This is a genomic window from Propionicimonas paludicola (genome assembly GCF_002563675.1).
GTDB classification, from domain to species: Bacteria; Actinomycetota; Actinomycetes; order Propionibacteriales; family Propionibacteriaceae; genus Propionicimonas; species Propionicimonas paludicola.
Genome location: NZ_PDJC01000001.1, coordinates 145231 through 171672 on the forward strand (window position 1 = coordinate 145231; position 26442 = coordinate 171672).

The following is a 26442-nucleotide window of genomic DNA, read 5'->3' on the forward strand; positions in this document are numbered from 1 at the left end:
TCGAAGAAATGTTCGCTTGGACTTCGCACGGAACCGAACTGAAGAGGTTCCTCCGGCAGCCGATCACCCGCGCCGCTATCGCGGTGATGCTGCTGATCCCGCTCCTCTACGGAGCGATGTACGTGTGGGCCTTCTGGGATCCCACCACCCACATGAACGAACTGCCGGTGGCGCTGGTGAACACCGACGTGCCCAAGACCGACGACGACGGAGTGGTGCGCCACTACGGCAAGGACGTGGTGGACGAGCTCGTCGACGACGCTTCGGTCGGTTGGGCTGTGGTCGATCCGGCCACCGCTGAGGCCGGGGTCGAAGCCGGCAAGTACTACTTCGCCGTGAGCATTCCGGCCAACTTCACCGACTCGATCCTCTCGATCGGCGACGATCACCCCAAGGCCGCCCACATCAACGTGACCTACGACGACTCCAACTCCTTCCTGGCCTCGACGCTGGGCAAGACCGCCATGATGGAGGTGCAGAAGGCCGTCGACACCAAGATCAGCAAGCGGGCCGTCAACACCCTGCTGGTCGGGGTGGGCGACGCCCGGGACGGCTTCTCGACCGCGTCCGATGGCGCCTTCACCCTGCGCGACGGCCTGGTCAAGGCCGAGGACGGGGCTGACAAGCTCAACGTCGGCGCTCAGGACCTGCGGGCCGGTGCCGTGAAGCTGGCCGCAGGCTCCGGTGATCTGGCCGACGGCACCGCGAAGGCTGCCGCCGGCACCGAACCGCTGGCCGCCGGCGTCGGCGCCCTGGACTCCGGTGCCGCTCAGCTGGCCACCGGCCTGGACACTCTGAAGACCTCGATGCCGACCCTGACCGGCGGCCTGGGCCAGCTGGCCGCCGGCACGACCACTGCCGCCACCGGAGCGAACTCACTGAACAGCGGGATGACCGCCTACCTGGCCGGGGTAAAGACCGCCGGCGACGGCGCCCAGCAGGTGGCTGCGGGGGCGTCCAACCTGAGCGCACTGAGTGACGGCCTGACTGCGGTTGCGGATCCGTCCACCGGAGCCCCGGCGCTGGCCGCTGGCGTGCACAAGCTGGCCGGCAACCTGAACACGCTGACTACCGGAGTGAGCAGCTTCGCCACCGGGTCGGAACAGTTCGCGTCCGGCACTGGCAGCTGGGTCACCGGAGCCAAGAGCTGGCTGTCCGGAGCGGCCGGTGCCACCGGCGGTGACCTGGTCACCGGCACCCAGCAGGTGGCCGGCGGTGCCTCCCAGCTGGCCGACTCCACGGCCAGCGGCTCCGATCTGGCCAAGGGCGCGGCCTCGCTCGCCAGCGGCAACTCCGCGCTGGCCGGCAAGCTCGGCGACCTCGATGACGCCCTGGCCGACCTGCAGGCCTCGGTGGCGACCTCCGATCCGACCACGGCAGCCAAGCTGGCCGGCATTCGCACCGGCCTGGGCCAGGCCAAGTCCAGTTCCTCGGCGCTGGCGTCCGGGGCGGACGAGGTGGCCGACGGCATCGCGTCCGTGCACAGCGGTGCGGCGCAGGTCTCGACCGGCGCCACTTCGCTGAAGAGCGGCTGGGCCACGATCCATGGCGCGCTGGTCTCCGGCGGTCCGCTGGCCGACGGTCTGACCCAGCTGGATGCCAGCCAGAAGCAGCTGGCCACTGGTGCCTCCGGGCTCAGCACGGGGGCGGCCCAGCTGGCCGACCCGGCCACCGCGCAGCAGGTGAGTGCCCTGGTCTCCGGGGCCGACCAGCTGTCCTCGGCGCTGACCACCATGAAGGCCGGCGCGACCAGCACCACCACCGGCATTCCGGCGCTGCAGGCCGGGGCGTCCCGGTTGGCGGCCGGCTTCACCAGCACCGACCCGAACAGCCCGGGCCTGATCGCCGCGGCCACGCAGCTGCAGGCCGGATCGTCCTCGCTGGCCTCCGGCCTGGACACCCTGTCGGCCGGTGCGGCCACTGCGGTCACCGGAGCGGGTCAGCTGTCCGCCGGCGTGGACGCTCTGGACGCCGGTGCGGCCAGCCTGCACGACGGGACGGGTCAGCTCGTCCAGAAGGTGCCGGCCCTGGTGGACGGCGTCCAGGCGCTGAACTCCGGTGCGCACAAGCTGGCTGCCGGCACCCAGACCCTGGCTGAAGGCACTGATCAGCTCGCCGCCAACACTCCGACGCTCGCCTCGGGCCTGACCGATGCCCGTAAGGGTGCCGGCAAGCTGGGCAGCAAGCTGTTCGACGGCGCCACTCAGATCCCCAACGACAGCGTGGACATCCGGCACGACCGGGCCAAGACGGTGGCCACCCCGGTGACGCTGAAGTCCGAACACATCTGGGAGGCCGACTCCTGGGGTGAGGGCTTCGCACCGTTCTTCATCTCGCTGGCCCTGTGGGTGGGCGCGCTGATCACCTGGTTGCTGCTGCGTCCGCTGCAGACCCGGGCGCTGATGACCTCGGTGAACGGGTTCCGGATGGCGTGGGGCTCGCTGAACTCGGCGCTGCTGCTCTCGCTGGGGCAGGTGACGATCATGCTGACCGTGATGCACTTCGCGATCGGCCTGAACCCGAAGAACATGATCGCGACCTTCTGCTTCACGATGCTGGCCGCGGCGGCGTTCTTCGCACTGCAGCAGCTGTTCCAGGTGACCCTGGGGTCGGCGGTCGGCAAGGTGGTGATCATCGCCCTGCTGATGGTCCAGCTGGCCTCGGCCGGTGGTACCTACCCGATCCAGACCACGCCGTCCTTCCTGCAGGCGATCAGTCCGTACTTGCCGATGACCTACGTGGTCTCCGGCCTGCGGGAGTCGATCACCGGTGGGATTGAGGCCAGGTTCTGGTTCTCCGTGGTGGTGATGGCCGCTATCTTCATCGTGTCGCTCGCGCTCACCTCGATCGCCTCGGCCCGCAAGCGGGTCTGGACGATGTCGCGGCTGCACCCGGCACTGAGTATCTAGGAGGGCGAGATGTCCACTCCGGTCAAGACGGACGGACGGGTGGCCCGGCGCATCGGCACCCGCGAGGCGATCATGGACGCAGCGGCTGAGCTGTTCGCGGCCCGTGGGGTGACCTCAACGTCGATCGACGAGATCGCCGAGAAGGCCGGCATCGCCAAGGGCTCGATCTACTACAACTTCGAGTCCAAGGCCGGCCTGGTGCAGGCCGTGATGGTACATGCCGGCGAGGTGATGGCCGAGACCATGGCCGAGGCCTCCGCCGGACGGCACGGCCTCGAACTGCGGGCCGCGGTGGTGCGGGCGCTGCTCGCCCTGGTCCGCGACCACGTGGCCGAAGCCCGGATGATGGTGGCCGAGCTGTTCCGCACCGACCGCAGCTGGCGGGAGTCGATCGAAGCCTGGCGGGCGATCACCGTGGCCCCGCTGGTGCACGACCTGGAGGCGTCCGGGGTCGGCCCGGCGCAGGCCCGGCTGCAGGCCGCCGCCATCCTCGGGGCAGCCCTCACCGCGGCGATGGAGTGGCTGGTCTTCCATCCCGAGTACGGCTACGACGAGGTCTCCGACGCCGTCCTGGCCACTCTGGGCCACTCCTGATTCGCCTGGTCAGCCCGCCCACGGCCGGGGGACGGTTCGGTCGCGGTCCCTGGCTCGGGCGGGTGGCCGGCTAGCGCTGCGCGGCCTGCTGGGCCGACTGGTCGGTAGCGCCCGGCTCGCCGGCCGGAATCGGCTCGACGATGACCGCGGTTCCGTAGGCGCAGACCTCGGAGAACGACTGGGCGATGTCGCCGGTGTCGAACCGCATGGCCACGATCGCATTGCCGCCGCGGGAGACGGCTTCCTGCCACATCCGGTTCATCACTTCGTGGCGGCTGTCGTAGACCAGCTTGGTGTACTCGGTCACCTCGCCCCCGCCCAGCGAACGGAAGCCGGCGACGATGTTGGCGCCGATATTGGCGCTGCGGACGGTCATCCCCATCACCTCGCCGAGAACGGCCTTCACCCGGTAGCCGGGGATGTCGTTGCTGGTCACGATCAACATGAGGACTCCTATCGGCGCCGGTAGGCGGCGCGTAGCGTGCGTTCCGATTTGCCGTGCTGTTGAGCCACGACTCCACTGATGGCGAGGACCAGGAAACCTCCCAGCCAGGCGGCCTGGAACCAGGGCTCGAGCGCCCAGGCGTGGGGGTCGAACCAGCTGATCCGTGAGCCGAACAGCCCGGCCGCGGCACTGACCACGGCTGCGGCACCGATCAGGGCGGTGATTAGGATCAGCAGCGTCCGCGGCAGGTCCAGCACCCAGCCGGCCACCACGGCCAGCCCGGCAACCAATGCGGTCACGCCGAAGGCCGTGGCGTCAGCCAGGTGCAGCGAGCTGCTCAGCACGGTGCCCAGGCCCCAGCCGATTGAACCGAGCGCGGCCAGCACGCCGATCCAGTAGAAGCCGAAGGCCAACCAGGCCACGGCCACGGCGATCACGATGATGATCACGGCGTGCAGCCACGGCTGGGTTGCCAGGTAGGAGATCCGTTCGGACAGCCAGGCGTCCGCGGCCCCGCCGAGCGCCAGGCCGATCACGGCACCCCACAGCCCGATGACCACCCGTGCGGCTGTGTAACCCACGTAGCAGAAGATCAGCCCGAGCCCGATCTCCACCCAGGCCTGCACCACTGGACCCATGCGTTGAGACTAGCCGCCGGCACCGCCACTGCGAAGGGAGAACCTTCAGGTCGCTGCTCGCGCACCGGCAGTGGGGGTGTTGTGACGCGGCCCAGAACCGTCCCCGATAGCGGTCGAACAGGCGGGCCTCCGGCCTGGACGTCTGCGCACTTCGGCCCGCATATCCGGCACGTCTTCGCAAGTTCGAGTCGGTCCCGGCGAGACTGCGTCGGCCGGTTTGCTGAATCGTGGTCAGAATGGGGTATGGCCATCAACCAGACCGCCGCGATCAACATCCGCCTGGCCCAGCTCGGCTTGCCGGTCCCGTCTCGCTTCCAGGATGACGAGGGCGCCCAGCTGGTGGCGCCGATCCTGGCCCGCCAGCGGGAGCTCAGCCGCCGCCTCGCCGACCGGCTGTGCGCCGCGGACGCCCGGATCCAGGCCTGGCTGGACGACTACTTGGCCGAGACCGGCCTGACCCCGAGCCTGCCCCGGCGCACCCTGGTCCTGGACGAACCCGGACTGGCCCGCACCCTGTCCCTTCCGTTGGATTCTGATGAGTTTCGCTCGCCGCTGCTGAGCAGCTATCGGCTGGCCAACGGCGTCCTGCACAACCCGGCCAACGACCGCCGCACCACCGCCGGTGTCTTCCACATCGCCGAGGGCGGCCTGCCGATCCCCGACGACAAGATCGCCGTGCCCAAGGCGGTCTTCGCCCGGCTGTTGGCGCTGGCCTTCCAGCCGCCCGCGGACGCGCTGGTGCTGCCCTATGGCTCCGACTCGGAGAACCCGGCGGCCTGCTTCGTCTCGCTGCTGCTGCGTCCGCTGGTGTCCCCGGCGGTGCCCGGTTGGGTTCGTGAGAAGCGGATGGAGACCCGGTTCATCGTCCCCGGCGGCCTGGTGGCCAACCTCGACTTCGTGGAGGGCATCTTCGGCAACGGCGGCGACCCGTACCTCCCCGAGAATGACGCCTCACTGGCTCCGCACACCTGGACCGGCCACACCGGCGCCGTGATCCTGGCCCCGCACCTGACCGCGATCACCAAGAAGGAACTCGGCCTGCCGCACGTCAGCCAGGCCACCGACCGGCAGCGCCGCGACGGCCAGTGCTGGGAGAGCCCGGACGAGCTGTACAACGGCGGCCAGGCGTTCAAGGTCTGTGCCCGCGACGAGCGCGGCGTGATCGTCACGGTGATCGCCGACAACTACTTCGGCTACTGCAAGAAGGAGGTCAAGACCCAGATCTCCTACTCGGCCAACCTGTTCGGAAACGCCGAAGAGGAGCATGCCGGTGGCGCCTTGGTCTTCCCGTCCTACAACCTCGGCCAGGAGTACACGGTCAGCTCACCGGATGGCTTCGTGCTGGCCGACGTGATCGCCCGCAATCCCGAGCGCTTCGTGGCCCAACCCGGTGGGTACGCCACCGATCTGGCCCAGCCGCACATCGTCCTGGTGCCGGGGGGTGCCAACTTCTCGCTGCGCAGCATGACCGTCACCTGGGACAACCCGGACGGCTCGGACGGCACCCTGCGACTGCGTGCTGACAAGGTCTATCTCACTCCGACCGGGTACCGGGTGCAGATGCTCCAGCAGGCCGCCGATCGCACCCAGTGGAGCCTGATCGGCACCACGGCCACCGCGACCAGCTGCCACAAGCCGGCCACGGTCTCCGGCGGTGGCAAGTCCGAGATCTCCAAGGCCATCACCGACGCCTTCATCTTCGGCAACGCCTACTCACCCGACTACGACGCCGACATGGACGCCGTGGCCGCGATCCTGGCCCACGACTTCTCGCACCGCTTCGCCGACCCGGCGCAGCGTGGTTCCGACCAGCGGGCGGTGCTCTCCGATGACCGCTCGATCGGATCGGTGATCAAGCTGCTCACCCCGTCGGCCAAGGACTACTCCCCGGAGTACAACGCCTGGCTCGACTCGATCCCGCAGCACGTCAAAGAGCTCGTCTACGTGGTGAAGCGCTTCTACCGCCCGGAGTGGGGCACCGACTGGCGCTCGCATTTCACGGTCGGCATCATCAACGGCCGCCGCGGCAACAACCTGCGCCTGGACGGCGAGAAGATCATGGTGAACATGCTGCGGGTCGGCTTCGAAGCCGACGGCAGCTGGCGGCTGTTCGGCCTGCGCCACGACTTCAGCCCTGCGGTGAAGGTGCAGACCGAGGACGACATCACCGCCTCGGTGGTGATCTCCGGCAAGATGCTCGGCCTGGATGCGTCCCGCTCGTACAAGCTGGTCGAGAACTGTGAGGAGCTGCTCTTCCAGCGTCCCGACGACGCCATTCACCGCGGCTACGACAAGCAGGCAGAGGCCGACATCGCCGGCCCGGACACCTTCTTGTCCAACTTCCAGCCGCTGACCCATGCCGACGCCGTCGAGCTGCGCGACGATGCCGTGGCGTTCAGCCAGTTCACCGCTCCGATGCAGGAACTGATCAGCCGGCAGGCCGACGCCGCTCCCGATGCGTCCCCGGCCTTCTTCGTCTGCTCGGCCAATCCGCGTCTGGTCAACGGGGTTCCCAGCAAGAACCCGCGCTACCTGCAGCGCCGTCCGGATCGGACGAATGCCGAAGCCACCGCCGTGGCCGACCTGGCCTCGCATCTGGCTCGCAAGCTGCCTGCGGACGCTCCGCTGCCGCTGCCGGTGGACGTGGTGGCCGCCGGTCGCCGCAACAACCCACCGGAGAAGGCCGTGCCGGCGCTGTGCTCCTACAACCCGCTGCACTACATGGAGCTGCCCGAGCTGTTCGCCGAGTTCATCTCGTCGATGACCGGCAAGTCGCCGTCCACGACCGGTGCCGGTTCCGAGGGTGCCATGACCAAGGGCCCGTTCAACGCGCTCCCGGCGATCCTCGACCTGAACGCAGCGCTGCTCTCGTTCGCGTTGACCGGCTACGACGGCTGGGTCTCCTGCGCTGGCTATGTCGGTCCGCAGCTGCGCGTCGATCACGACATCTCGATGCTGGTGCCCGAGGTGTTCAGCCGGATGTCGGAGGCTGAGCGCAGCGCGTCCGCGCTGATCGCTGAGGGCTCGCTGGAGCGGCTGACCGACTTCGAACACAACGGACGGACGGTGCTGGCCAGCCGGCTCGGCTACCGGATGACCCAGGACTTCGCCCGGCGCTACTTCGGCCGGATCTTCCTGCACCCGCATGTGGTCTTCACTGAGGAGATGCTGCGTCCGGAGAAGCAGGACCTGGACATCTTCGCTGACTCGCTGGACACCATCGTGGCTACTCACCAGCGGGTTGCCCAGTCCTACTTCGATGACGGCACGGTCGCCCTGGCGGTGCCGCCGCTGCGGGCGCTGCTCGAGATCATGGCCCACGGCTCCTCGACCGAAGGCTGGACCCTGGTGTCGCCGGAGTTCCGTGCCCTCTTCGAGGCCGATGCCATCCTCAGTTCCGATTGGTACGCCGCTCGGCTGGACGCCAAGCAGGCCGCGGCCGCCTCGCGCGCCGAGGCCGGGCTGGCCGCGATCCGGAAGTTCGTTTCGACGCCGGGCAACGAGGAGCCCAGCGTTCGTCTCGACATGCCCGGACGGATTCAGGCCGCCGAGGCCGAGTACGCCAAGTTCTCCAGCGCGGAGTATCGGGCCGGGATCGTCGGCACTGTTGGTCGGCAACCCCTCTGAGTACGAATTGCTGAGTCGCCGCTCAGTAAATTCGCTGGGCGGCGGTCATCGGCCCGGAAACTCGAAATGCCTGGCCCGGCCCGGGTCGGACGCGAGGAGGTGGACCCAATTGCGCAGCTCTTGGGCAGATTTTCCGGTCCGGACCGGGTGCCTCGGCTGCCTAACCGGCCTCGAGGTGGCAACATTTGTGCTGGCGCCATTCGGCGTAGTGATCAGGACGGAGTACCGATGAGGGCTGACCTTTCAACCCGCTACCTGGGGCTGGAGCTGGCGAACCCGGTAGTCGTCTCATCCACGCCCGCCACAGGTCGCCGAGAGAGCCTGCGTGAACTTGCCGCCTCCGGGGCCGGCGCGGTCGTGCTGCCGTCACTGTTCGAGGAGGAGTTCCTCTCCGGTGACGCCCACCTGGACGGCACCGGTGACCACGTCGCGCTGCTCCGCTGGGCCAAGCAGGAGCTCGACATTCCGGTGATCGGCAGCCTGAACGCCACCAAGCCGGGTTCGTGGCAGCGGATCGCCAATGAGCTGGTCGACGCCGGCGCGGACGCCTTGGAGCTGAACCTCTACACGCTGACCGCCAACCCGCTGACCACCTCGGCCGAGATCGAGTTGGAGCACCTGGCCGCGATCGAGGCGGTCCGGATCGTCACCGACATCCCGCTGGCCATCAAGCTCTCGCCCTACTACTCGGCCATCTCGCACTTCGCGAATCAGGCCGTCGATGCCGGCGCGGACGGGCTGGTGCTGTTCAACCGCTTCTACGCCCCCGACATCAACCTGGACACCCTTGAGGTGTTCGCGGACGCCGACTACTCCACCGCCTCGGCCCAGCGCCTGGCCCTGCGCTGGATCGGCATCCTGCGCGGCCAGCTGCCGGGTACCTCGTTCGCGGCCACCTCTGGCGTCCACAGCGGCACTGAGGTGATCAAGGCGGCCCTGGTCGGCGCGGACGTCTCCTACGTGGCGTCCGCCGTAATGACCCGCGGACCGCAGGCCATCGGGCAGATCCTGGCCGAGACCGACGCCTGGCTGAGTGCCAACGACTACCCGACTCTTGCCGAGATCCGGGGCAAGGTGAGCGCTGCTTCGGTGAAGGACGCCTCCGCCTACGAGCGCGCCCAGTACATCTCGGTGCTGAAGTCGGCCTGGTGAGGGGATTGACACAGCACTGAACGGTGTTGTTGAATCCTCCCGGAACCGCGTGGTTCCCCAGGGGTGTAACTCGCAAGAGGCAAAACCTGAGCTTGTTGCTCGCGCTACGGCGCGGCAGCGAAGCTCAGGTTTTTTTGTTGCCTACATCCCGGTGTCAGGTTCAAAGGAGAGCAGATGCCTAGTGTGGATTACCGGTCCCTCGCCGGTGACATCCTCGCCAAAGTTGGTGGCGAAGCCAACGTGGGGTCGGTGGCGCATTGCGCTACTCGGCTTCGTTTCAAGTTGAAGGATGCCAGCAAGGCCGACAAGGCCGCTGTTGAGAAGCTGCCCGGCGTCATCGCCGTGATGGAGGCCGGCGGTCAGTTCCAGGTCGTCATCGGCAACAACGTCCCGCTGCTCTACGCCGAGCTCGGACGCATCTCGCAGCTCACCGGCGATACCGATCTCGGAGAGGCGGCCAAGGGCAACCTGTTCAACCGCTTCGTGGCGATGATCTCGTCGATCTTCCTGCCCTTCCTGTGGACGCTGGCCGGTGCCGCTCTGCTGAAGGCCTTCGTCGGTGCGGTCGCCTACTTCGGCTGGCTGAACCCGGCCTCCAACACCTACGCGGTGCTGAACGCCTCCGGTGATGCGGTCCTGAAGTTCCTGCCGGTGCTGCTGGCGCTGACCGCGGCCAAGCGGTTCAAGGCCAATCAGTTCACTGCGGTCGTCCTGGCCGGCGCCCTGATGTACCTGGAGATCACCGCTTGGACCGGCCTGAAGACATCCCCGACCGACTTCTTTAGCATTCCGGTGCCGGTAGTCAGCTACGTGGGCTCGGTGATCCCGATCATCGTGGCCGTGTGGGTGCAGGGCCACCTCGAGCGCTTCCTGGACAAGCACCTGCCCTCGGTCATCCGCAACTTCACGACCCCGCTGCTCACCCTGCTGGTGATGGTGCCGCTGGTCATCCTCACCATCGGCCCGGCCACGACCTACGCCGGCCAGGGCGTCTCCTGGGTGATCATGACGATCTGGAAGTTCGCTCCGTGGCTGGCCGGTGCCCTGATGGGTGGCTTCTGGCAGGTCTTCGTCATCTTCGGCATGCACTGGGCGTTCATCCCGGTGATGATGGTTGACCTGGCCAACCAGGGCTTCTCGCCACTGAGCGGTGCCCTGCTGGCTCCGGTGCTGGCCCAGGCCGCGGCGGCCACCGCCGTCTTCTTCCGCTCCAAGAGCGCCAAGCGGCGCGAGCTGGCCGGCCCCGGCGCGATCTCCGGCTTCCTGGCCGGCATCACCGAGCCGATCATCTATGGCGTGAACCTGCCGCTGAAGCGGCCCTTCATCTTCGGCTGCGTGGGTGGCGCCATCGGTGGCGCCATCGGTGCCCAGGCGGGCTCGGCCATGACCGGCTTCGCCATGCCGTCCGTGCTGGCCATTCCGGCCTACCTGCCGGCTGGCCCGATCACGGCCAGTTCGTTCACCTGGCAGATGATCGGCACCGGCCTGGCGATCGTGATCGCCTTCGTACTGACCCTCCTGTTCGGCGTCAAGGACTCCGCGGACGAGGCCGAGGCCACTGCGGTGGTCAGCAGCGCCACTGAGGTGGGCGCCCCGATGAACGGTGAGCTGATCGGCCTGTCGCAGGTCAAGGACAAGGTCTTCGCGGCCGGTGCGCTGGGCAAGGGCGTTGCCGTGGTCCCGACCTCCGGTGAGGTCTATGCGCCGGTGGCCGGCACCGTGGTCAGCGCCTTCCCGACCGGCCATGCGTTCGGGATCAAGACCGATGACGACCTCGAGGTGCTGGTGCACATCGGCATCGACACCGTCGCCCTCAACGGCAAGGGCTTCACCTCCACGGTGACCCAGGGCCAGAAGGTGGCGACCGGTGACCTGCTGGCCAGCGTCGATCTGGAGTCGGTGAAGGCCGCGGGCTACGACCCAACCACGGTGATGGTGATCACGAACTCGGCGAAGTTCGCCGCAGTCCTGCCGGCTGAGGGTCACAGCGTGACTCACGGTCAGACCGCCATCGTCGTCGAGCGCTGAGCGAGGAATCATGCAGTATCGAGAGCTGAAGGCCTTCCCGGCCGACTTCCTGTGGGGCGCGTCCTCTTCGGCCTACCAAGTCGAGGGCGCCTGGAATGAGGACGGCAAGGGCCCGTCGGTGATCGACGCGCTGGGCTACTACCCGCCCGGCACGTCCGACTACACCGTGGCGTCCGACCACTATCACCGGTTCGCCGAGGACGTGGCACTGTTCGCCGAGCTCGGCCTGAAGGCTTACCGGTTCTCGATTGCGTGGACCCGGATCATCCCCGACGGTGACGGGGAGGTGAACCCGGCCGGCGTCGCCTTCTATCACCGTTTGATCGACGCACTGGTGGCGGCCGGGATCACTCCGATCGCCACCATGTACCACTTCGATCTGCCGGCCGCCCTTGATGCCAAGGGCGGTTGGCAGAACCGAGAGTGTGTGGACGCCTTCGCCAAGTTCGCCGAGGTCATCTTCGGCGAGTACGGCGACAAGGTGAAGCACTGGCTGACCATCAACGAGCAGAACATGATGGTGCTCTACGGCGAGGCCATCGGGACGGTCAAGCCCGGCCAGCCCAAGTCGGCGCTCTACCAGGCCAATCACCACATGATGCTGGCTCAGGCCAAGGCCAACCTGCTCTGTCACGAGCTGGTGCCCGACGGCCTGATCGGCCCGGCTCCGAACATTGCCCTGTGCTATCCGGAAACATGTCACCCGTTGGACGTCCTGGCGGCCGACGACTTCAACGCCATCCGTAACTGGCTCTACCTCGACATGGCTGTCGAAGGTCGCTACAACTCGGTGGCGTGGGCCTACCTGGAGGAGACCGGGGCGGCCCCGCAGATCGCCCAGGGCGACCTCGAGCTCCTGGCTTCGGTCCGTCCGGACTTCATCGCCTTCAACTACTACGCGACCCACACGGTGGCCCGTCCTCGCTCCGATGGCCAGGACGTCGCCACCGGCGGCGACCAGCAGATCGCGGTAGGGGAGAAGGGCATCTACGCCGGTGCCAGCAACCCCTTCCTGCCGCACACCGAGTTCGGCTGGGAGATCGACCCGATCGGCTTCCGGAACACCTTCCGGGCGCTCTGGGATCGGTACCACCTGCCGCTGCTGGTCACCGAGAACGGCCTGGGTGCTTTCGACAAGCTCGAGGACGGCCAGGTTCACGACAGCTACCGGATCGACTACCTGCGCGACCACATCGCTCAGATCCAGTTGGCGGTTTCTGACGGCGTGGACGTGATGGGCTACTGCCCCTGGTCGGCGATCGACCTGGTCTCGACCCATCAGGGCGTGTCCAAGCGCTACGGCTTCATCTACGTCCGACGCGACGAGTTCGATCTGCTCGATCTGGCTCGCTTCAAGAAGGACTCGTTCCACTGGTACGCCAAGGTCATCGCCACCTCGGGTGCCGACCTTTCCTGACTGGTCCTACGCTGCCCAGGGGGTCTAATCTCGACCCCCTGGGCAGGGTAGTCCCGACCGCTGACAAGGAGATCAGCTGTGGTCGTGGTGAAGGCAATCAACAACAACGTCGTTCTGGTGCGCGAAACCAGTGGGCGTGAGGTGATCCTGTCCGGACGCGGTATCGGCTACGGCGCCCAGCCGGGAGCCGAGGTCGATCCGGCCCGAGTCCAGCAAGTGTTCGTGCCCGACGCAGCGCACGGCATCGACGAGCTCACGACCTACCTTGCCGAGATCGCCCCGGAGTACCTGGTTCTCGCCGCCGAGATCCTCAAGGACGCCGAAGCCCAGCTCGGCACGGCCTTCGGGCAGTCGATGGTGCTGCCCCTGGCCGACCACATCAGCTTCGCCGTGAAGCGCGCGCGCAAGCAGATCGCCGTCGAGTATCCGCTGCGCGCCGAGGTCGCCCACCTCTATCCGGCGGAGTTGCGGGTGGCCCGCTCAGCCGTGCAGCTGATCAGCGAGCGTTGCGCCCTCGAACTGCCGCGCGACGAGGCCGTCCCGATCGCGCTGCACTTCGTCAACGCGGCGTTCGCCAGCGACAACCTGGCCCGCACCTTCGAGATGACCGAACTCTTCCGCCAGATCTTCGAGGTCCTCGAAGTCGCCTACCAGCGCACTTTCGACACCGACAGCCTGGACGCAGCCCGCTTCGTCACCCACCTTCGCTACTTCTTCGTCCGCCTCGACTCCGACCGCCAGCTCGAAGAGAACCCGGTGAGCTTCACCGACGCAATCCGCACCTCCTTCCCGGACGCCTACCAGTGCGCCGAGCGCGTCAAAGTCCTCCTCGAACTCCGCCTCGGCAAGCCGATCACCGCCGACGAAGTCGTCTACCTCACGCTGCACATCACCCGCCTGGCCAGCGACAAGTAGCTCGCCCCGCGGGGTTTACCCCTGCGGTCGCGCATCCCCGCCCGCGACGACAGGGGCACGGTGCCGTCGTCGTCATCGTCGCTCGGCCTCGCCGCCTTCGATCCGGTTCCGTCGCGCGCCCGCCCACCGCTTGGCTCGCCGGGCGGCCTCCACCGCTCCACTCCACTCGGCCGCCGATCCGGCATCACCGGAGGCGGCGTGTTGGGGCCGAGAGGTGCGCCTGCCCTTGTCCGTCCCGGGGCGCACCTAGACTCACAGGCGATGACCACGCACTCCAGCCCACGTCCGTCGGAAGCGGGGACCCGCCCGGGTATCGCCGCCCGCAACCCGGAAGCGCCGATCTCCGGCTCCACCCCGACGCGCCTGGCTTCGCTGGGCCGCCGCCGCCGTCCGGGTCGGCTGGCCGCGTTGGCCGCCGCGCTGTCGATAGCGCTGGCAGGCTGCGCCATTCCCGACGGCCCGGTCACACAGGGTGAGCGCCCTAACCGCCCGGCCAGTTCGGCGACGGCGAGCGTGAGTCCGCAGACCGATCCCGCCAAGCTCACGATTCCGCTGACCCAGGTGCCTGCCTACCGCGTGCCCACCGCCGGCGCGGACGGCTGGAAGTCCTCGCCGATGACCGATGCCGACGGCGATCTGCGCTGGCAGGTTCTCGACGGCGACAACAAGGTGATCCCCGACTACCGGCCGACCGACACCGTGGCCTTCGGTGACCCGGCCACCTACACCAGCGTGCCGGGTGTGCTCACCTTCCGCGGCAACAACGCCCGCACCGCTCCGGCCTACGGGACGGCGGACGTCACCCAGCGCAAGCTCCAGGTGGCCTGGACCCAAGAGACCGGCGAGGTCCGCGGCGACAACTCCTACTGGCCGGGTGCCGGCTGGACCGGGCAGCCGCTGCTCGTCCATTGGCCCCAGCAGACCCGCACGGCGATGGGCTACGCGCCGCAGTTCGCCGACGACCCCAACTTCACCGAGGTGATCTACCCAACCTTCTCCGGCGTCATCTACCGGCTCGATCTGGCCACTGGCAAGCAGACCCGCGACCCGATCAACACCGGCTGCGGCTACAAGGGCACTGGCTCGATCGACCCGCGCGGCTATCCGCTGCTCTACGCCGGTCAGGGCCTGGACGACATGAACGGCAAGGAGTGCCCCTTCCAGTACCGGGTCTTCGATCTGATTCAGAACAAGCAGATCTCCGGCTGGGACGGCCACGACCAGGGGGCGCCACGTACGGAGTGGGGCGCCTTCGACTCGTCCGCGCTGGTGAACGCGGCCTCGGACACTCTCATCGAGCCGGCCGAGAACGGCCTGATCTACAAGGTGAAGCTGAACGCGACGTTCGATCCGGCGGCCAAGTCGGTCTCGGTCTCTCCGCAGCTCACCAAGCTCAGCTACGCGACCCCGGTCAGCAAGAAGCACGGCATCGAGTCGTCGGCGGTGGCCTACCGCAACCTCATGTTCGCCGCCGACAACGACGGCAACCTGGTCTGCTGGGACGCCAAAACGCTGCAGGTGATCTGGGCCCGCGAACTCGGCGACGATACCGACGCCTCGCTGGTGCTGGACCAGTCGCCGGACGGGGTCTTCCTCTACACCGGCAATGAGGTGGACGCCCGCACCGAGCCGGGCCAGTTCGTCACCAACCTGCGCAAGATCGACGCGCTCACCGGGAAGCTGGTCTGGCAGTACGACGTCCCGGCCGTCCACGAGGAGCCGAACAACGGCGGCCTGCTCGGCACTCCGCTGCTCGGCACCGGCCCGATCTCCGACCTGATCATCTTCAACGTGGCCAAGACCACCAACCACACCGAGGGTGATCTGATCGCGCTGGATCGCACGACCGGCAAGCCGGTGTGGAAGCGTCACCTCTCGCGGTACTCGTGGAGCTCACCGGTGCAGATCAACGCCACCGACGGCACCGCGTACGCCGTGGTCACCGACTCCGGCGGCACCATGCACCTGTTCGACCCGAACACAGGGGTCGACTTGGACACGCTCAACCTCGGCAAGAACACCGAAGCCAGCCCGGCTGTCTACGGCAACATGCTGGTGGTGGCGTCCTACGCCAAGCGGATCTGGGGGATCAAGCTCACCTGATCGGTGGCATCGGGGCGGTTCGGTCGACACTCACCAGTGCGCGCGAATCGCCTGTGCCACGGACTCGAACCGGGCCTGGTCCAGCCGGGCTGCGATCCGTCGCACCGCACCGGGGTCGATCCGGACGATCCGGTTCACCCGGACCTCGCTGGCCCGACCTGAGGAATCCCAGCTGCCGCTGCCGATGTCGTGCCAGAACCGGCCCTGGGCGGCCTCCTGGCCGGCATCCCGGTCGTGGTCCTTGCTGGTCATCGGCACCGCCAGCAGCCAGCCGCGGTCGCGTCCCACCACCAGCACCGGACGATCCTTGCCCCTGCGGAAGTCCTCTTCGTAGGGCACCCAGGTCCAGACCACCTCACCCGGATCGGCGATGCCGTCATCGTGTGGCGCGTAGCTGAGCTCGGTGCGTCCGGTGAAGTCGCCCGGGTAGCCGGACGCGGGGGCCGGGCGTGATCCGGTGCTCGGCCGGCGAGCGAGCAGCGCCCCGAGTGCGCTGCGCACGGCGCGGCCGATCAGACCTGACATGAGGGCAACCGTAGCCGAGCCCGGCGCGGCTCAGCGATACCGGGCCAGCGGGCCGTACTGGACGTTCTGGGTCGGCGGCGCATAGGCCACCGACGGGTGCCGCAGCCGCCACCAAGCGTCGAAGTAGCGCCGAGCAGACGGCAGCCAGAGCAGCCCGGCGCCGGCCACTGCCAACGGAATCGCGGCCCAGCCCAACCGTCCGCCGAGTAGCAGCAGCACGCTCAGACCGGCCCCGATCAGGCCGGCGATCCGGGTCCAGCGGTAGCCCGTCCAGGCGTAGAAGCCGACGATCGTGTTCGCGATCATGGCCAGCAACACGGCCACGGTGAGCCCGGCCATCAGGCCGACCCGCAATAGCGCGCCGGGCTCGGTCGGGAACTGAGCCGTCAGCCACGAGGCTTGGGCGAAGTGATCCACGGCCACCCAGTACGTCCACAGCAGGGACGCCGCGGACGCAGCCACCGACAGCCAGCTCAGCGTCGCTCCGACCGCGACCGAGATCGGCCGCACCGGCTCACCGGTGGTCGGATCGAGGTCGCCGAGTTCTGCGGAAGCCGGGGCTGCGACCAGGGTCGCGATCTCGGCCCGCGGTGCGGGCTGGTCCGGCACAGCGGCGTCGGTCGAGGGGGACGGACCCATGGAGGCAGGCTCGGTCCAGGCCGAAGCCTCAGCCACCTTCTCCTCAGCGTCCATCGCACCCCCGTTCGGTCGCCAAGCCTACCCAGCCCGGACGCAGAGCGGACGGGCCGAGTCTGCCGAACCGGCCCGCCAGCCGGCTGGCACAGCTCGAACCCGGGGAGCTACTCCCAGCTGTCCACCAAGTAGTGCTGCATGGGCACTGCGAGTGCGGTGATCAGCTGCGGCTTGCGCGCCTTCATCAGCGCGGGCAGCTGCAGGACATCGCGTCCCAGCGAGAACGCCAGGATCACGGTCACGGCCAGCTGGGCCCGAAGCTTGGCATCGGCATGCCCGTTGGCCTCGGCGACCTTGACGAACACCTCACGCGCCAAGAACTCGCTCAGCGGGCGGTGCTCACCGGACTTGGTCACTGCAGCGCGCAGCATGGCGGTGAAGCGGTCGCGGGCGCCCGGGACGTCCCAGGCATCCAGGAACGCCGTCATCATGCGCACGCCGGTCTTGTCGGCCGGGCCGTCCAGAATCTTGGCGACCAGCTTCTCGGCATCGTCGAGTGGAAGGTCCAACACCGCCTTCTCGAACAGATCCGCCTTGTCGTCGAAGTAGTGGTGGATCAACGCGGGATCCACTTCTGCTTCGCGAGCAATGGCTCGAAGAGAGACCTTTTCGTAGCCGACCTCGGAGAAGAGCTTGAGTGCGGCGGCGAGAATCTCGCTTCTGGTTTCTGTCCGACCGGGTCGGCGGCCCCGTGGTCGGTTGGTGGGCAAGGTACTTCCTCCCTACTTGCTTCGTCGTATCCTCACGGTCGTGTCTATGCCGCGATGGTCCTGCGTTCTGTTCGACCTCGACGGGACAGTGGTCAACACGATCCCACTCATTATCGCCTCATATGACTACGCCATGCGGCAGGTGCTGGGTGAGCGCGTCGGTCCCGAAGAGGCCCGAGGGTGGATTGGACAGACCTTATACGACACCTTCCACGCCAGGTACCCCGATGATGCGGACGCCCTCATCTCTGCGTACATCGAATTCAACCTGGCAAGTATGCAAACCATGCTTGAGCAGTATTCGGGGATGCGCGAATTGCTCAGCGATCTGGTCAGTTCAGGGGTACGAATCGGGGTGGCCACCTCGAAGCGACGCAGCTCGGCCGAACTCACCCTGCGCTACTCCGGGCTCGAGGACGTGATCCCGGTGACGGTCGCCATGGACGACACTGAGCGGCACAAGCCTCACCCCGAGCCGCTCCAACTGGCCCTGGAGCGCCTGGGTGCCGATCCGGCCGGCTCGGTCTACATCGGGGACGCCGTGGTGGACGTCCAGGCCGCTCACGCTGCCGGGCTGCCGGCCATCTCGGTCAGCTGGGGCGCCGTGGACGCGGACGTCCTTGCCGCCGCGAAGCCGGAGCACCTGGTCAGTGAGATGGATCAGCTGCGCACGTTGCTGCTGGGCTGATCCCGCGCCGGCTCGTGCCGGTCGGCTGCACTGATGTGCCGTCTCGAACCGCAAATCACTGCCGAGATCGCTGCGCTGACCGATCGAGGCTGCACATCGCGTCGCGGCGTTCCCAGCGCACGGCGGGGAATGTGGCGAGTGACCAGCAGGTTCCACCACCATGACCACTATCGGACTCATCGGAGCCGGCAACATCGGCTCCAACCTCGCCAGGGCACTGGTAGCCAGCGGCTATCAGGTCGTCCTGAGTAACTCTCGCGGCCCGGCGACCCTGGCCGACCTGGTTGCCGAGCTCGGCCCCCAGTCCCGCGCGGCGACCGTCGTTCAGGCCGCCGAGGCCGCAGACATCGCCGTCGTCACCATTCCGCTGCGCGAGATCGGCAAGGTTCCGGTCGCGCCGCTGGTCGGCAAGATCGTCATCGACACCAACAACTACTATCCGCAGCGCGATGGCCAGATCCCCGCGCTCGACGAGGAGTCGACGACCACTGCCGAGCTGCTCCAGGCGCACCTGTCCGGCTCGAAGGTGGTCAAGGCGTTCAACCACATCGGTGCCGCCCAGATCGTCCAGGACGCCCAGCCGGCCGGCACGCCGGACCGCCGCGCCCTGGAGGTGCTCCACGCCGACCTGGACGATCCGTCCGGCCTTGCCAGCGCGGTGTCCGGGCGCCGCTTCGATGTGGTGGCCGACTTCATGAGCTTCACCGTCGAGCGGCTGGAGCGGCACCTCGAGCTGTTCGCCGGACGAGTGGGGCAGTACGTCTTCATCTCGTCCGCATCGGCCTACGCCAAGCCGGTGGCCTCACTGCCGATTCGGGAGTCGACGCCGCTGCGCAACCCGTTCTGGCAGTACTCCCGGGACAAGATCGCCTGCGAGGACCTCCTGGTCGGCCGCTACCGGGAGGCGGGGTTCCCGATCACCATCGTGCGTCCCTCGCACACCTACGATCAGTTCGCACTGCCGATCCACGGCAACTGGACGCAGATCGCCCGGCTTCGGGCCGGCAAGCCGGCCATCGTCCATGGCGACGGCACCAGCTTGTGGACTCTGACTCACGCGTCCGACTTCGCCTACATGTTCGCCGGGCTGTTGGCCCGTCCGGAGGCGGTCGGAGAGGCGTACACGATCACCGGGGACGAGGCGCTCACCTGGGACGCCATCTTCACGGCACTGGCTCGGGCTGCCGGCGTCCAGGCTCCCCGGTTGGTCCACATCGCCAGCGAGACGCTGGCTCGCGAGCTCCCCGATTGGGGCCCGGGGCTGCTCGGCGACAAGGCGCATTCGGTGGTGTTCGACTGCTCCAAGGTGCGGGCGTTGCGTCCCGGTTTCTCGCAGCGAGTGCCATTCGTCCGAGGCGCAGAGCAGATCATCGCCGCTTTCGATGCCCACCCGGAGATCCAGGGTTACGATCCGGCATTGGACGCCCGGCTGGACGAGCTGGTCGCCCGGTACGCAGGCTGACCCCTCGACAAGGCCCAGGGCCCCTTCGGCAGGCTCTGACGGCGACCCCGCACTCGGCGGTCGGTGGCCCGAACGGCTGGAGCACGCCGGCTCCCCGGACCCTGTGTGGCGGCTGGCTACGCTGGCGGGGTACCGAAGGGGGTGACCGCCATCCGCATCGATCGGAGCGAGTCGAAGGGTTCCGTCGGTTCCGCGCGCGGCCTGCTGGTCATCTACCTCGTCATCCTGGCGCTGATCGGCTTCTGGCCGACCCCGGTCGATCGGGCAGCCGGGTCGTTCCTGCTCTGGCTCGGCCGCGTCGTCCCGATGCTCAGCTACACCCACCTCGAGTTCGGGGCCAACGTGCTGCTGTTCGTCCCGCTGGGCCTGTTGGTGACTCGGATGCTGCGGGTCCATCGCTACCTCTCGGTGGTGGTGGGGCTGCTGGCCAGCGTCGGGATCGAACTGGTCCAGTGGCTGGCCCTACCGGCCCGCACTCCCAGTCTCTATGACGTCCTGGCCAACACCCTCGGCGCCTGCCTGGGCCTGCTGATCGCCCTCTGGTGGGAGCGCGGACGCGCTCACTCGAACGGCGCCGCCGACCGCTGAAGGCCGCGTCCGCGCCGGCGGCTCACCACTGCCAGGCGATCCCGTACTCGGTGTTGAGGCGCGGGTTCTCGAAGCAGGCGGACACACAGCCCGACTGCACCTCCAGCGGCCCATGCTGAGCCCAGGCGGAGGCCGGGTCTTCGGCGAGGGTCCCATCAACCACGGGGCCGAATCGCCACAGCTTGGCCGGTGTCGGTCCGAAGAAGTTCAACTGAAGCGACGCCCGAGACACCGGAATCGTGTGGCACAAGCCCACGCAGTTCGGCGGCGTATCCACGTGGGCAACCCACGAGCGCACCGCGAACGAGTAGAGCTCGCCCTTCTTGAGTCGATGATCGAACGCGATCCGGTGGAGCGCGCTCGTCTTCCGATCGCCGTGGCTGGGGGCGGCGTCGGTGATCCTTCCGCCCCACAGGATCTCGACCTCCGGCCCGGACGCGCTGACCCCGTCGAGGTGCAGCACATACGCATCGGCGCCATCGCGCATCGCTCGCACGCGCAGCACCTCGATGATCTCTTCGGGGGCGCGGTGCTCGCGGAAGACGTAGACGTAGCGCGCGTCGACAAGGACGAACGGCCCAGCCAGCTCGGCGAACGGAGAATCGGCCGGAGGCTCAGCCACGTAGCTTTGCGTCGATGCGTAGGCCGGCTCCAGACAGGCCGCCCATTCGGGAAGCTCATTCTCCAGGGCGGCCCACAGGCGTGGCGACGGACTGGTTCGGCCGGACTCGACGCTGGCCAAAGTCGAACGAGCCACGGCCCCATGGAGCTTGTCCGCAAGGTCGGCCTGCCGGAAGCCCTGGCCCAGCCGCAGCGCGCGCAGCTGCTGACCAAACTCAGACACGCCTAGCCCCCCGTAACCCCATTGGCGAAAACGACGTTCACGATAGCGCCCCGTCAATGCAGACCGGAGGCGGTGGCGAATCTGCCCTCTTTTTGACCGCCGCCCACACCGGTGTTGGCGACATCGGTCGATGTTACGGACATGCAGAACTCGCTTTGGCAAGGTGCGATGTCGTCGGCGCAGGGTGCGGGAAGGTGGACGCCGCGACCGCCCTGTAGTGTCACCCATTTGGGGGACATGATCCCTGGTATCTTGCGCACATTGCGTCGAGACAGCTTCGTCAGGCGCGGTTCGGTCCCCCTCGCTGCGGGACCGACTCACCAGGCGGGGCCCCCGCACGGCATCGTCGCCGTGCACTGCACAGCCATGACGCAGTCGATCGCTCTGCTCGGATTTCTATGGGGGGATTTCAATGACAGCCAGCAGAACTGGCCATTTCCGGACGCCTTGGCGCCTGGCGCTCATCGCCGTGTGTACGTTCGCACTCGTACTGATGCCGGCGGCGGTGACCCCGGCCCAGGCACTCAACCTGCTCGACAAGCTCTGTGAGGGCTACTCCAGCTGCATGTCCCAGGGCTTGGGGGATGGCGGCTACTCGTCGGCGAACCGCTCCAGCTACTGGCGGATGTCACCCGGGCCCAACTCGCCGAACTACGTAGCTTTCCGTGAGATCCAGAATGGTGCCCCGGCGGATCTGTCCTACGGCCTGGGTGAGGCCAACGGCTGGGGCACGGTGGCAGCCGCGCATGGTGTCGTGGTCGACTCCACCCCCGCTGTGGGTGCCGTCGCCTGGTTCGTGGGGAGCGCCACCTTCGGCAACACCGGCCACGTCGCCTACGTGGAAGCCATCGATGGAAAGAAGGTGACCGTCTCCGAGGGCAACTGGGACGGGAGCTTCGACTGGAGGCAGTACTACGTCAGCGACGTGTCCGGGTTCATCCACTTCGCCGATGTGGCGGGTTCGAGCCCCTTCGGGGCGCTCGAAGAGGTGTCATCGAAGACGCCCGGAGTGATCCATGTGAAGGGATGGGCGGCTGATCCCGACGCTCCCTCCGGTCCGCTGACGGTGCACATCCACGCCAACGGCCAGATCATCGGCATCATCGCCAACACCTACCGGCCGGACCTCCCCAAGGCGCTGGGGGCCGGCTACGGCAACTACCTGGGCTACGAGGCCGATCTCCAGTTCCAGCGCACCGGCGACGTCACGGTGTGTGCCTTCGCCATCAACCTCGGCCTCGGCAGCTCCAACACCCGGCTGGGCCGCCAGACAGTTCAGGTGGTCAGCCCGCAGGCGTTCGGGTCACTCGACGTCGCCACCGACCTGGGTGGGCATCGGGTACGGGTTGCCGGCTGGGCCGCGGACGCGAACCTGCCCGCCGGACCGCTCAAGGTCAGCCTCGTTGCCAACGCAACGGCTGTGGGCAAGGTCACCGCCAACGTCTATCGTCCCGAGCTCCGTAAGGCCATCGGAACTCAGTACGGCGATCACCTGGGTTTCGACTCGGTCATCACCGTCCCAACCAGCGGCACGACCAGGATCTGCGCCTACGCGGTCAATGTCGGCCCGGGATGGTCGGACTCCGCGCTCGGCTGCAAGACGATCACCATCTCGCACAAGCTGTCCGGTCCCGTCCCGACGATCTCGGGGACGGCCAAGGCCGGCAAGCGACTGACCTGCAAACCGGGTACGTGGGCCCCGTCCGGGGTTCGCCTCGGGTATCAGTGGCTGCGCGATGGCAAGCCGATCACTGGTGCCAAGGAGGCGACCTACAAGCTCACCAAGACCAGCGTCGGTAAGAGGATCTCCGTCAAGGTGACGGGCCACAAGGCGAGCTACTCCGACGTGACTCGCACCAGCGCCAAGACCGGCAAGGTCAAGCGGTAGCCCATCGGGCAGTCCCGGCCACAAAGAAACGGCCCCGCGAGCCTGAGCTCGCGGGGCCGTTCACTGGCTGTGATCAGGCCTTCATGGTCCCGGTCTCAAGGAAGCGGGCGTGCCAGCTGAGCGCCTCATTGAGGATGTGCGGGGTCTGCTGGCCGTTGGCCACCTTCACCGCGCGCTCGTAATAGTCCAGCAGCGCCGGCTTGTAGTCGGGGTGGGCGCAGTTCTCGATAACCACCTTGGCCCGCTTCTGCGGGGAGAGTCCGCGCAGATCGGCCAGGCCCTGCTCGGTGATGATCACGGCCACGTCGTGCTCGGTGTGGTCGTGGTGCGACACCATCGGGACGATGGCCGAGATCGCGCCACCCTTCGCGGTGGACGGGGTGACGAAGCTGGAGATGTAGGCATTGCGGGTGAAGTCGCCCGAGCCGCCGATGCCGTTCTGCATCCGCGAGCCCATGATGTGGGTCGAGTTCACATTGCCGTAGATGTCGGCCTCGATCAGGCCGTTGGTGGCGATCACGCCCAGCCGGCGGATCATCTCCGGGTGGTTGGACACCTCCTGCGGCCGCAGGATGATCTTCTGCCGGTAGTCGGCGGCGTTGTCGTTCATCTTCTTGGCGTACTCGGGGCTCAGCGAGAACGCGGTCGCCGAGGCGACGGTCATCTTGCCGGAGTCGAGCAGGTCGACCATGCCGTCCTGGATCACCTCGGTGTAGGAGGTCAGGTTCTCGAACGGGCCCTCCAGCAGGCCGGCCAGCACCGCGTTGGCGATGTTGCCCACGCCCGACTGCAGCGGCAGCAGGTTCTTCGGCAGGCGGCCCTGGGTGACCTCATTGGTGAGGAAGTCGAGCAGGTGGCCGGCGATCAGCCGGGACTCGTCGTCCAGCGGCTTGAACGGGGTGTTGCGGTCCTCGGCGTCGGTCTCGACGATGGCGATCACCTTGTTCAGGTCGACCTTCATCGTGGTGGTGCCGATCCGGTCACCGGGGTGGGTCAGCTCGACCGGCTTGCGGAAGGGCGGCAGGCCGATGTCGTAGACGTCGTGCATTCCGAACAGGTCCATGCTCTGCCAGGAGTTGACCTCGAGGATCACCTTGTCGGCCGCGGTCATCCAGGCGGTGTTGTTGCCCATCGAGGAGGACGGCACCAGTTCGCCGTTCTCCAGGATCGCGGTGACCTCGATCACGGCCACGTCCAGCTTGCCCTGGAAGCCGGCCAGGGTCTGCGGACCGGAGTGCGACAGGTGGATGTCGGCATAGCCGGAGATGCCGGCGTTGATCTTGCTCCGCATCTGCGGATCGGACTGGTAAGGCATCCGGTAGCTGATGCCGTCCACCTCGGCCAGCGCACCGTCCAGCTCGGGGGCGGTGGAGGCACCGGTGAAGGCGCCGATCATGAACGCTTCGCCGCGCTCATGAGCAGCCTTGATCTGGGCGGCCAGGGCGACCGGGACGGCCTTCGGGTAGCCGGCTCCGGTGAAGCCGGAGAAGCCGACGTTCATACCGTTCTTGATGAAACTGGCAGCCTCGTCCGCGGTGCAGATCTTGCTCCGCAGGCCGGCGTGGGCAATGCGCGACATTTCTCTCCCTGATAGGCACTCTTGGTGGGACCTCTCGGCAGCCTACCGACTACGTAGCACTACCCACTAACCGCGTTCACCTACGTGCACGCCGCGGCCGGATCGTGAACATGCGCTAGCCGACGTGCCAGCGCTGGACGGCTACGAAATGCGCTGGTCCGCCCGGTTTCGACGGGGTGTCGCCTCGGAAATCGGCTTCGCCGATGCGATTGGCGCACCCGCAGCCCACATCGGCCGCTGAAGGGGTGTCGGCGCGGGTTCCTCCGTGCTCTCACTTCGTGGGACGAACCGACCCCCTGGTGTCTCACTCTGCGTCCATGACTCTCCGCAGGAGCAGGACGAGAGGGGTGAAACGGCCCGATCCGGTCAATGACCGGACGAGATCAGACCTGACCGGACTCCCTGCGTCCGGATCCGGTTAGGCTCAATCGACCCCGAGGAGGGCCGATGCGCAGACCGAGTCCCGAGCTCCTGGCGATGATCGCGGTGACCGCCGCCCTCGCCATTGCCAGCGGGCTGCTGCGTCAGGGCTGCGCTGTCGAGGCCGGCTGGTGCCCGACCGACCTGAGGGTCATGTGGTTCGAGCGCGGGCTGTACTTCGGGTATCCGCCCTACCAGTCGCCGGTCCCCGGCTCGATCAGCCTGGAGTACCCGGTTCTCACCGGCGGACTCATGTGGCTGCTGGCGTTGCCCGCGTCGTCGCTGCTGGGCTTCATCTGGCTGAGCACGATCGTCCTGGGCCTGTGCGCGGTGGCCATCACCGCGATGCTCTACCCGGTGGCCGGTCGCCGCACCTGGTTGTGGGCTGCGGCGCCGTCGCTGGCCTGGTACGTGAGCTTCAACTACGACGCGTTCGCGTCCATGTTCGCTGTGGCGGCCCTGGCCCTGTTGGCCGGACGCCGCCCTGACACCACCTCGCGCAACAGGCTCTTCGCCGCCGCCGCACTCCTGGGTTTCGGCGGAGCGGCCAAGCTCTACCCACTGCTGTTCCTGGTGCCGCTGCTGCTGTGGATCCTGTTCGGCGCCCCGCGGGCCCGGCTGAAGCTCGCCGCGCAAACCCTCGGCATTGCGGTCGGGGCCTTCGCCCTGGTCAACCTCCCGGTGTTCGCGGCCAGCCCGGCCGGGTGGCTGGCGCCCTATCAGTTCCAGGCCGCCCGTCCGATCCGGGTCGACACCTTGTCGGTCTGGGCAGTGCTCTCCGAGTTGCCCCCGGCCTGGGCGAACCTGATCTCGACGGCGGTGACCGCGATCGCCCTGATCGCCGTGGCGATCTGGAGTTGGCACCGGGGACGCCGACTGGGCAACTACCCGCTCCTGCCCGCATCTCTGGCGATGCTGGCCGCCTACCTCGTGGCGAACAAGGTGTACTCGCCGCAGTATGCGCTGTGGTTGCTGCCGGTCCTGGTGTTGGTGGGAATCAAAGCCAGCACGGTGATCGCCTACCTGCTGCTGGACACTGGCCTGTTCTGGGCGCTGCAACTGGCGTACAACCACACCGACCAGCTGATGATCGTCGGAGTGGTCAGCTTGGTCACTTTCGCGGTCGTCCGGTTCTGCTTCACTCTGGCCTTCGGTCGGCAGGCCATGGCGCTGGAGTAGCGTCCACCCGTTCTGCGGTGGACGCTACTCCAGCCGTC

The 26442-nt window shown here is 67.6% G+C and carries 20 protein-coding genes; 13 read left to right on the forward strand and 7 right to left on the reverse strand.

The genetic code is table 11. The features are described 5' to 3' along the window. Nucleotides 1–8: 8 nt before the first annotated feature. The gene (locus ATK74_RS00655) at nucleotides 9–2909 is read left to right on the forward strand and encodes a YhgE/Pip domain-containing protein (protein ID WP_098459229.1); all 2901 of its coding nucleotides are present in this window, start codon (nucleotides 9–11) and stop codon (nucleotides 2907–2909) included. A gap of 9 nt (nucleotides 2910–2918) precedes the next feature. Further along, nucleotides 2919–3503 carry a TetR/AcrR family transcriptional regulator gene (locus ATK74_RS00660; protein WP_098459230.1) on the forward strand — a complete coding sequence of 195 codons (585 nt, stop codon included), beginning with the start codon at nucleotides 2919–2921 and terminating at the stop codon, nucleotides 3501–3503. Between the two features lie 70 nt (nucleotides 3504–3573). On the opposite strand, the gene ATK74_RS00665 is transcribed toward ATK74_RS00660, so the two are convergent. Next, nucleotides 3574–3948, reverse strand: a complete 375-nt coding sequence (locus ATK74_RS00665; RefSeq protein ID WP_098459231.1) for a YbjQ family protein — start codon at nucleotides 3946–3948, stop codon at nucleotides 3574–3576. A gap of 8 nt (nucleotides 3949–3956) precedes the next feature. Continuing rightward, on the reverse strand, nucleotides 3957–4586 hold the full coding sequence (locus ATK74_RS00670; RefSeq protein ID WP_098459232.1) for a hypothetical protein: 630 nt from the start codon (nucleotides 4584–4586) through the stop codon (nucleotides 3957–3959). A 243-nt stretch (nucleotides 4587–4829) separates the two neighbouring features. On the opposite strand from ATK74_RS00670, the gene ATK74_RS00675 reads away from it, so the two are divergent. The 6 genes from ATK74_RS00675 (at nucleotide 4830) to ATK74_RS00700 (ending at nucleotide 15828) form a co-directional block, all read left to right on the forward strand. Continuing rightward, on the forward strand, nucleotides 4830–8213 hold the full coding sequence (locus tag ATK74_RS00675) for a PPi-type phosphoenolpyruvate carboxykinase family protein (RefSeq protein WP_098459233.1): 3384 nt from the start codon (nucleotides 4830–4832) through the stop codon (nucleotides 8211–8213). Between the two features lie 228 nt (nucleotides 8214–8441). Further along, nucleotides 8442–9365 carry a beta/alpha barrel domain-containing protein gene (locus ATK74_RS00680; RefSeq protein WP_098459234.1) on the forward strand — a complete coding sequence of 308 codons (924 nt, stop codon included), beginning with the start codon at nucleotides 8442–8444 and terminating at the stop codon, nucleotides 9363–9365. A 174-nt stretch (nucleotides 9366–9539) separates the two neighbouring features. Beyond that, a complete protein-coding gene (locus tag ATK74_RS00685) occupies nucleotides 9540–11393 on the forward strand; it encodes a beta-glucoside-specific PTS transporter subunit IIABC (RefSeq protein ID WP_098459235.1) in 1854 nt (617 codons plus the stop codon). 10 nt (nucleotides 11394–11403) lie between these two features. Continuing rightward, nucleotides 11404–12810, forward strand: coding sequence for a glycoside hydrolase family 1 protein (locus ATK74_RS00690; RefSeq protein WP_098459236.1), 1407 nt, complete (start codon nucleotides 11404–11406; stop codon nucleotides 12808–12810). A 78-nt stretch (nucleotides 12811–12888) separates the two neighbouring features. Next, nucleotides 12889–13725 (forward strand): PRD domain-containing protein, encoded by an 837-nt coding sequence (locus ATK74_RS00695; RefSeq protein WP_098459237.1) that lies wholly within the window; start codon nucleotides 12889–12891, stop codon nucleotides 13723–13725. Between the two features lie 261 nt (nucleotides 13726–13986). Continuing rightward, nucleotides 13987–15828: an outer membrane protein assembly factor BamB family protein gene (locus ATK74_RS00700; protein ID WP_098459238.1), complete on the forward strand. Its 1842-nt coding sequence runs from the start codon at nucleotides 13987–13989 to the stop codon at nucleotides 15826–15828. A 30-nt stretch (nucleotides 15829–15858) separates the two neighbouring features. On the opposite strand, the gene ATK74_RS00705 is transcribed toward ATK74_RS00700, so the two are convergent. The 3 genes from ATK74_RS00705 to ATK74_RS00715 all read right to left on the reverse strand — a co-directional run bounded on the left by ATK74_RS00705 (nucleotide 15859) and on the right by ATK74_RS00715 (nucleotide 17756). Further along, a complete protein-coding gene (locus ATK74_RS00705; protein ID WP_098459239.1) occupies nucleotides 15859–16353 on the reverse strand; it encodes a type II toxin-antitoxin system PemK/MazF family toxin in 495 nt (164 codons plus the stop codon). 30 nt (nucleotides 16354–16383) lie between these two features. Beyond that, the gene (locus tag ATK74_RS00710; RefSeq protein ID WP_098459240.1) at nucleotides 16384–17046 is read right to left on the reverse strand and encodes a hypothetical protein; all 663 of its coding nucleotides are present in this window, start codon (nucleotides 17044–17046) and stop codon (nucleotides 16384–16386) included. 107 nt (nucleotides 17047–17153) lie between these two features. Continuing rightward, nucleotides 17154–17756, reverse strand: coding sequence for a TetR/AcrR family transcriptional regulator (locus tag ATK74_RS00715; RefSeq protein ID WP_098459241.1), 603 nt, complete (start codon nucleotides 17754–17756; stop codon nucleotides 17154–17156). 46 nt (nucleotides 17757–17802) lie between these two features. Here ATK74_RS00715 and ATK74_RS00720 point away from each other — a divergent pair, with 46 nt between their 5' ends. From ATK74_RS00720 to ATK74_RS00730, 3 genes are all read left to right on the forward strand, one after another. Beyond that, nucleotides 17803–18444 (forward strand): HAD family hydrolase, encoded by a 642-nt coding sequence (locus tag ATK74_RS00720; protein ID WP_245840972.1) that lies wholly within the window; start codon nucleotides 17803–17805, stop codon nucleotides 18442–18444. 160 nt (nucleotides 18445–18604) lie between these two features. Next, the gene (locus tag ATK74_RS00725; RefSeq protein WP_098459243.1) at nucleotides 18605–19906 is read left to right on the forward strand and encodes an NAD-dependent epimerase/dehydratase family protein; all 1302 of its coding nucleotides are present in this window, start codon (nucleotides 18605–18607) and stop codon (nucleotides 19904–19906) included. 141 nt (nucleotides 19907–20047) lie between these two features. Next, on the forward strand, nucleotides 20048–20494 hold the full coding sequence (locus ATK74_RS00730; protein WP_169923669.1) for a VanZ family protein: 447 nt from the start codon (nucleotides 20048–20050) through the stop codon (nucleotides 20492–20494). A gap of 22 nt (nucleotides 20495–20516) precedes the next feature. Here ATK74_RS00730 and ATK74_RS00735 read toward each other — a convergent pair whose 3' ends face one another. Next, nucleotides 20517–21338, reverse strand: coding sequence for a helix-turn-helix domain-containing protein (locus ATK74_RS00735; RefSeq protein ID WP_169923670.1), 822 nt, complete (start codon nucleotides 21336–21338; stop codon nucleotides 20517–20519). A gap of 493 nt (nucleotides 21339–21831) precedes the next feature. Between ATK74_RS00735 and ATK74_RS00740 the strand changes: the two genes are divergently transcribed. Next, the gene (locus ATK74_RS00740) at nucleotides 21832–23226 is read left to right on the forward strand and encodes a CHAP domain-containing protein (protein WP_169923671.1); all 1395 of its coding nucleotides are present in this window, start codon (nucleotides 21832–21834) and stop codon (nucleotides 23224–23226) included. A gap of 73 nt (nucleotides 23227–23299) precedes the next feature. Here ATK74_RS00740 and scpC read toward each other — a convergent pair whose 3' ends face one another. Beyond that, a complete protein-coding gene (scpC, locus tag ATK74_RS00745; protein WP_098459247.1) occupies nucleotides 23300–24805 on the reverse strand; it encodes a succinyl-CoA:acetate CoA-transferase ScpC in 1506 nt (501 codons plus the stop codon). A gap of 447 nt (nucleotides 24806–25252) precedes the next feature. On the opposite strand from scpC, the gene ATK74_RS00750 reads away from it, so the two are divergent. After that, entirely contained in the window at nucleotides 25253–26404 is a 1152-nt protein-coding gene (locus ATK74_RS00750) for a glycosyltransferase 87 family protein (protein ID WP_098459248.1), read from the forward strand. Nucleotides 26405–26442: the final 38 nt, after the last annotated feature.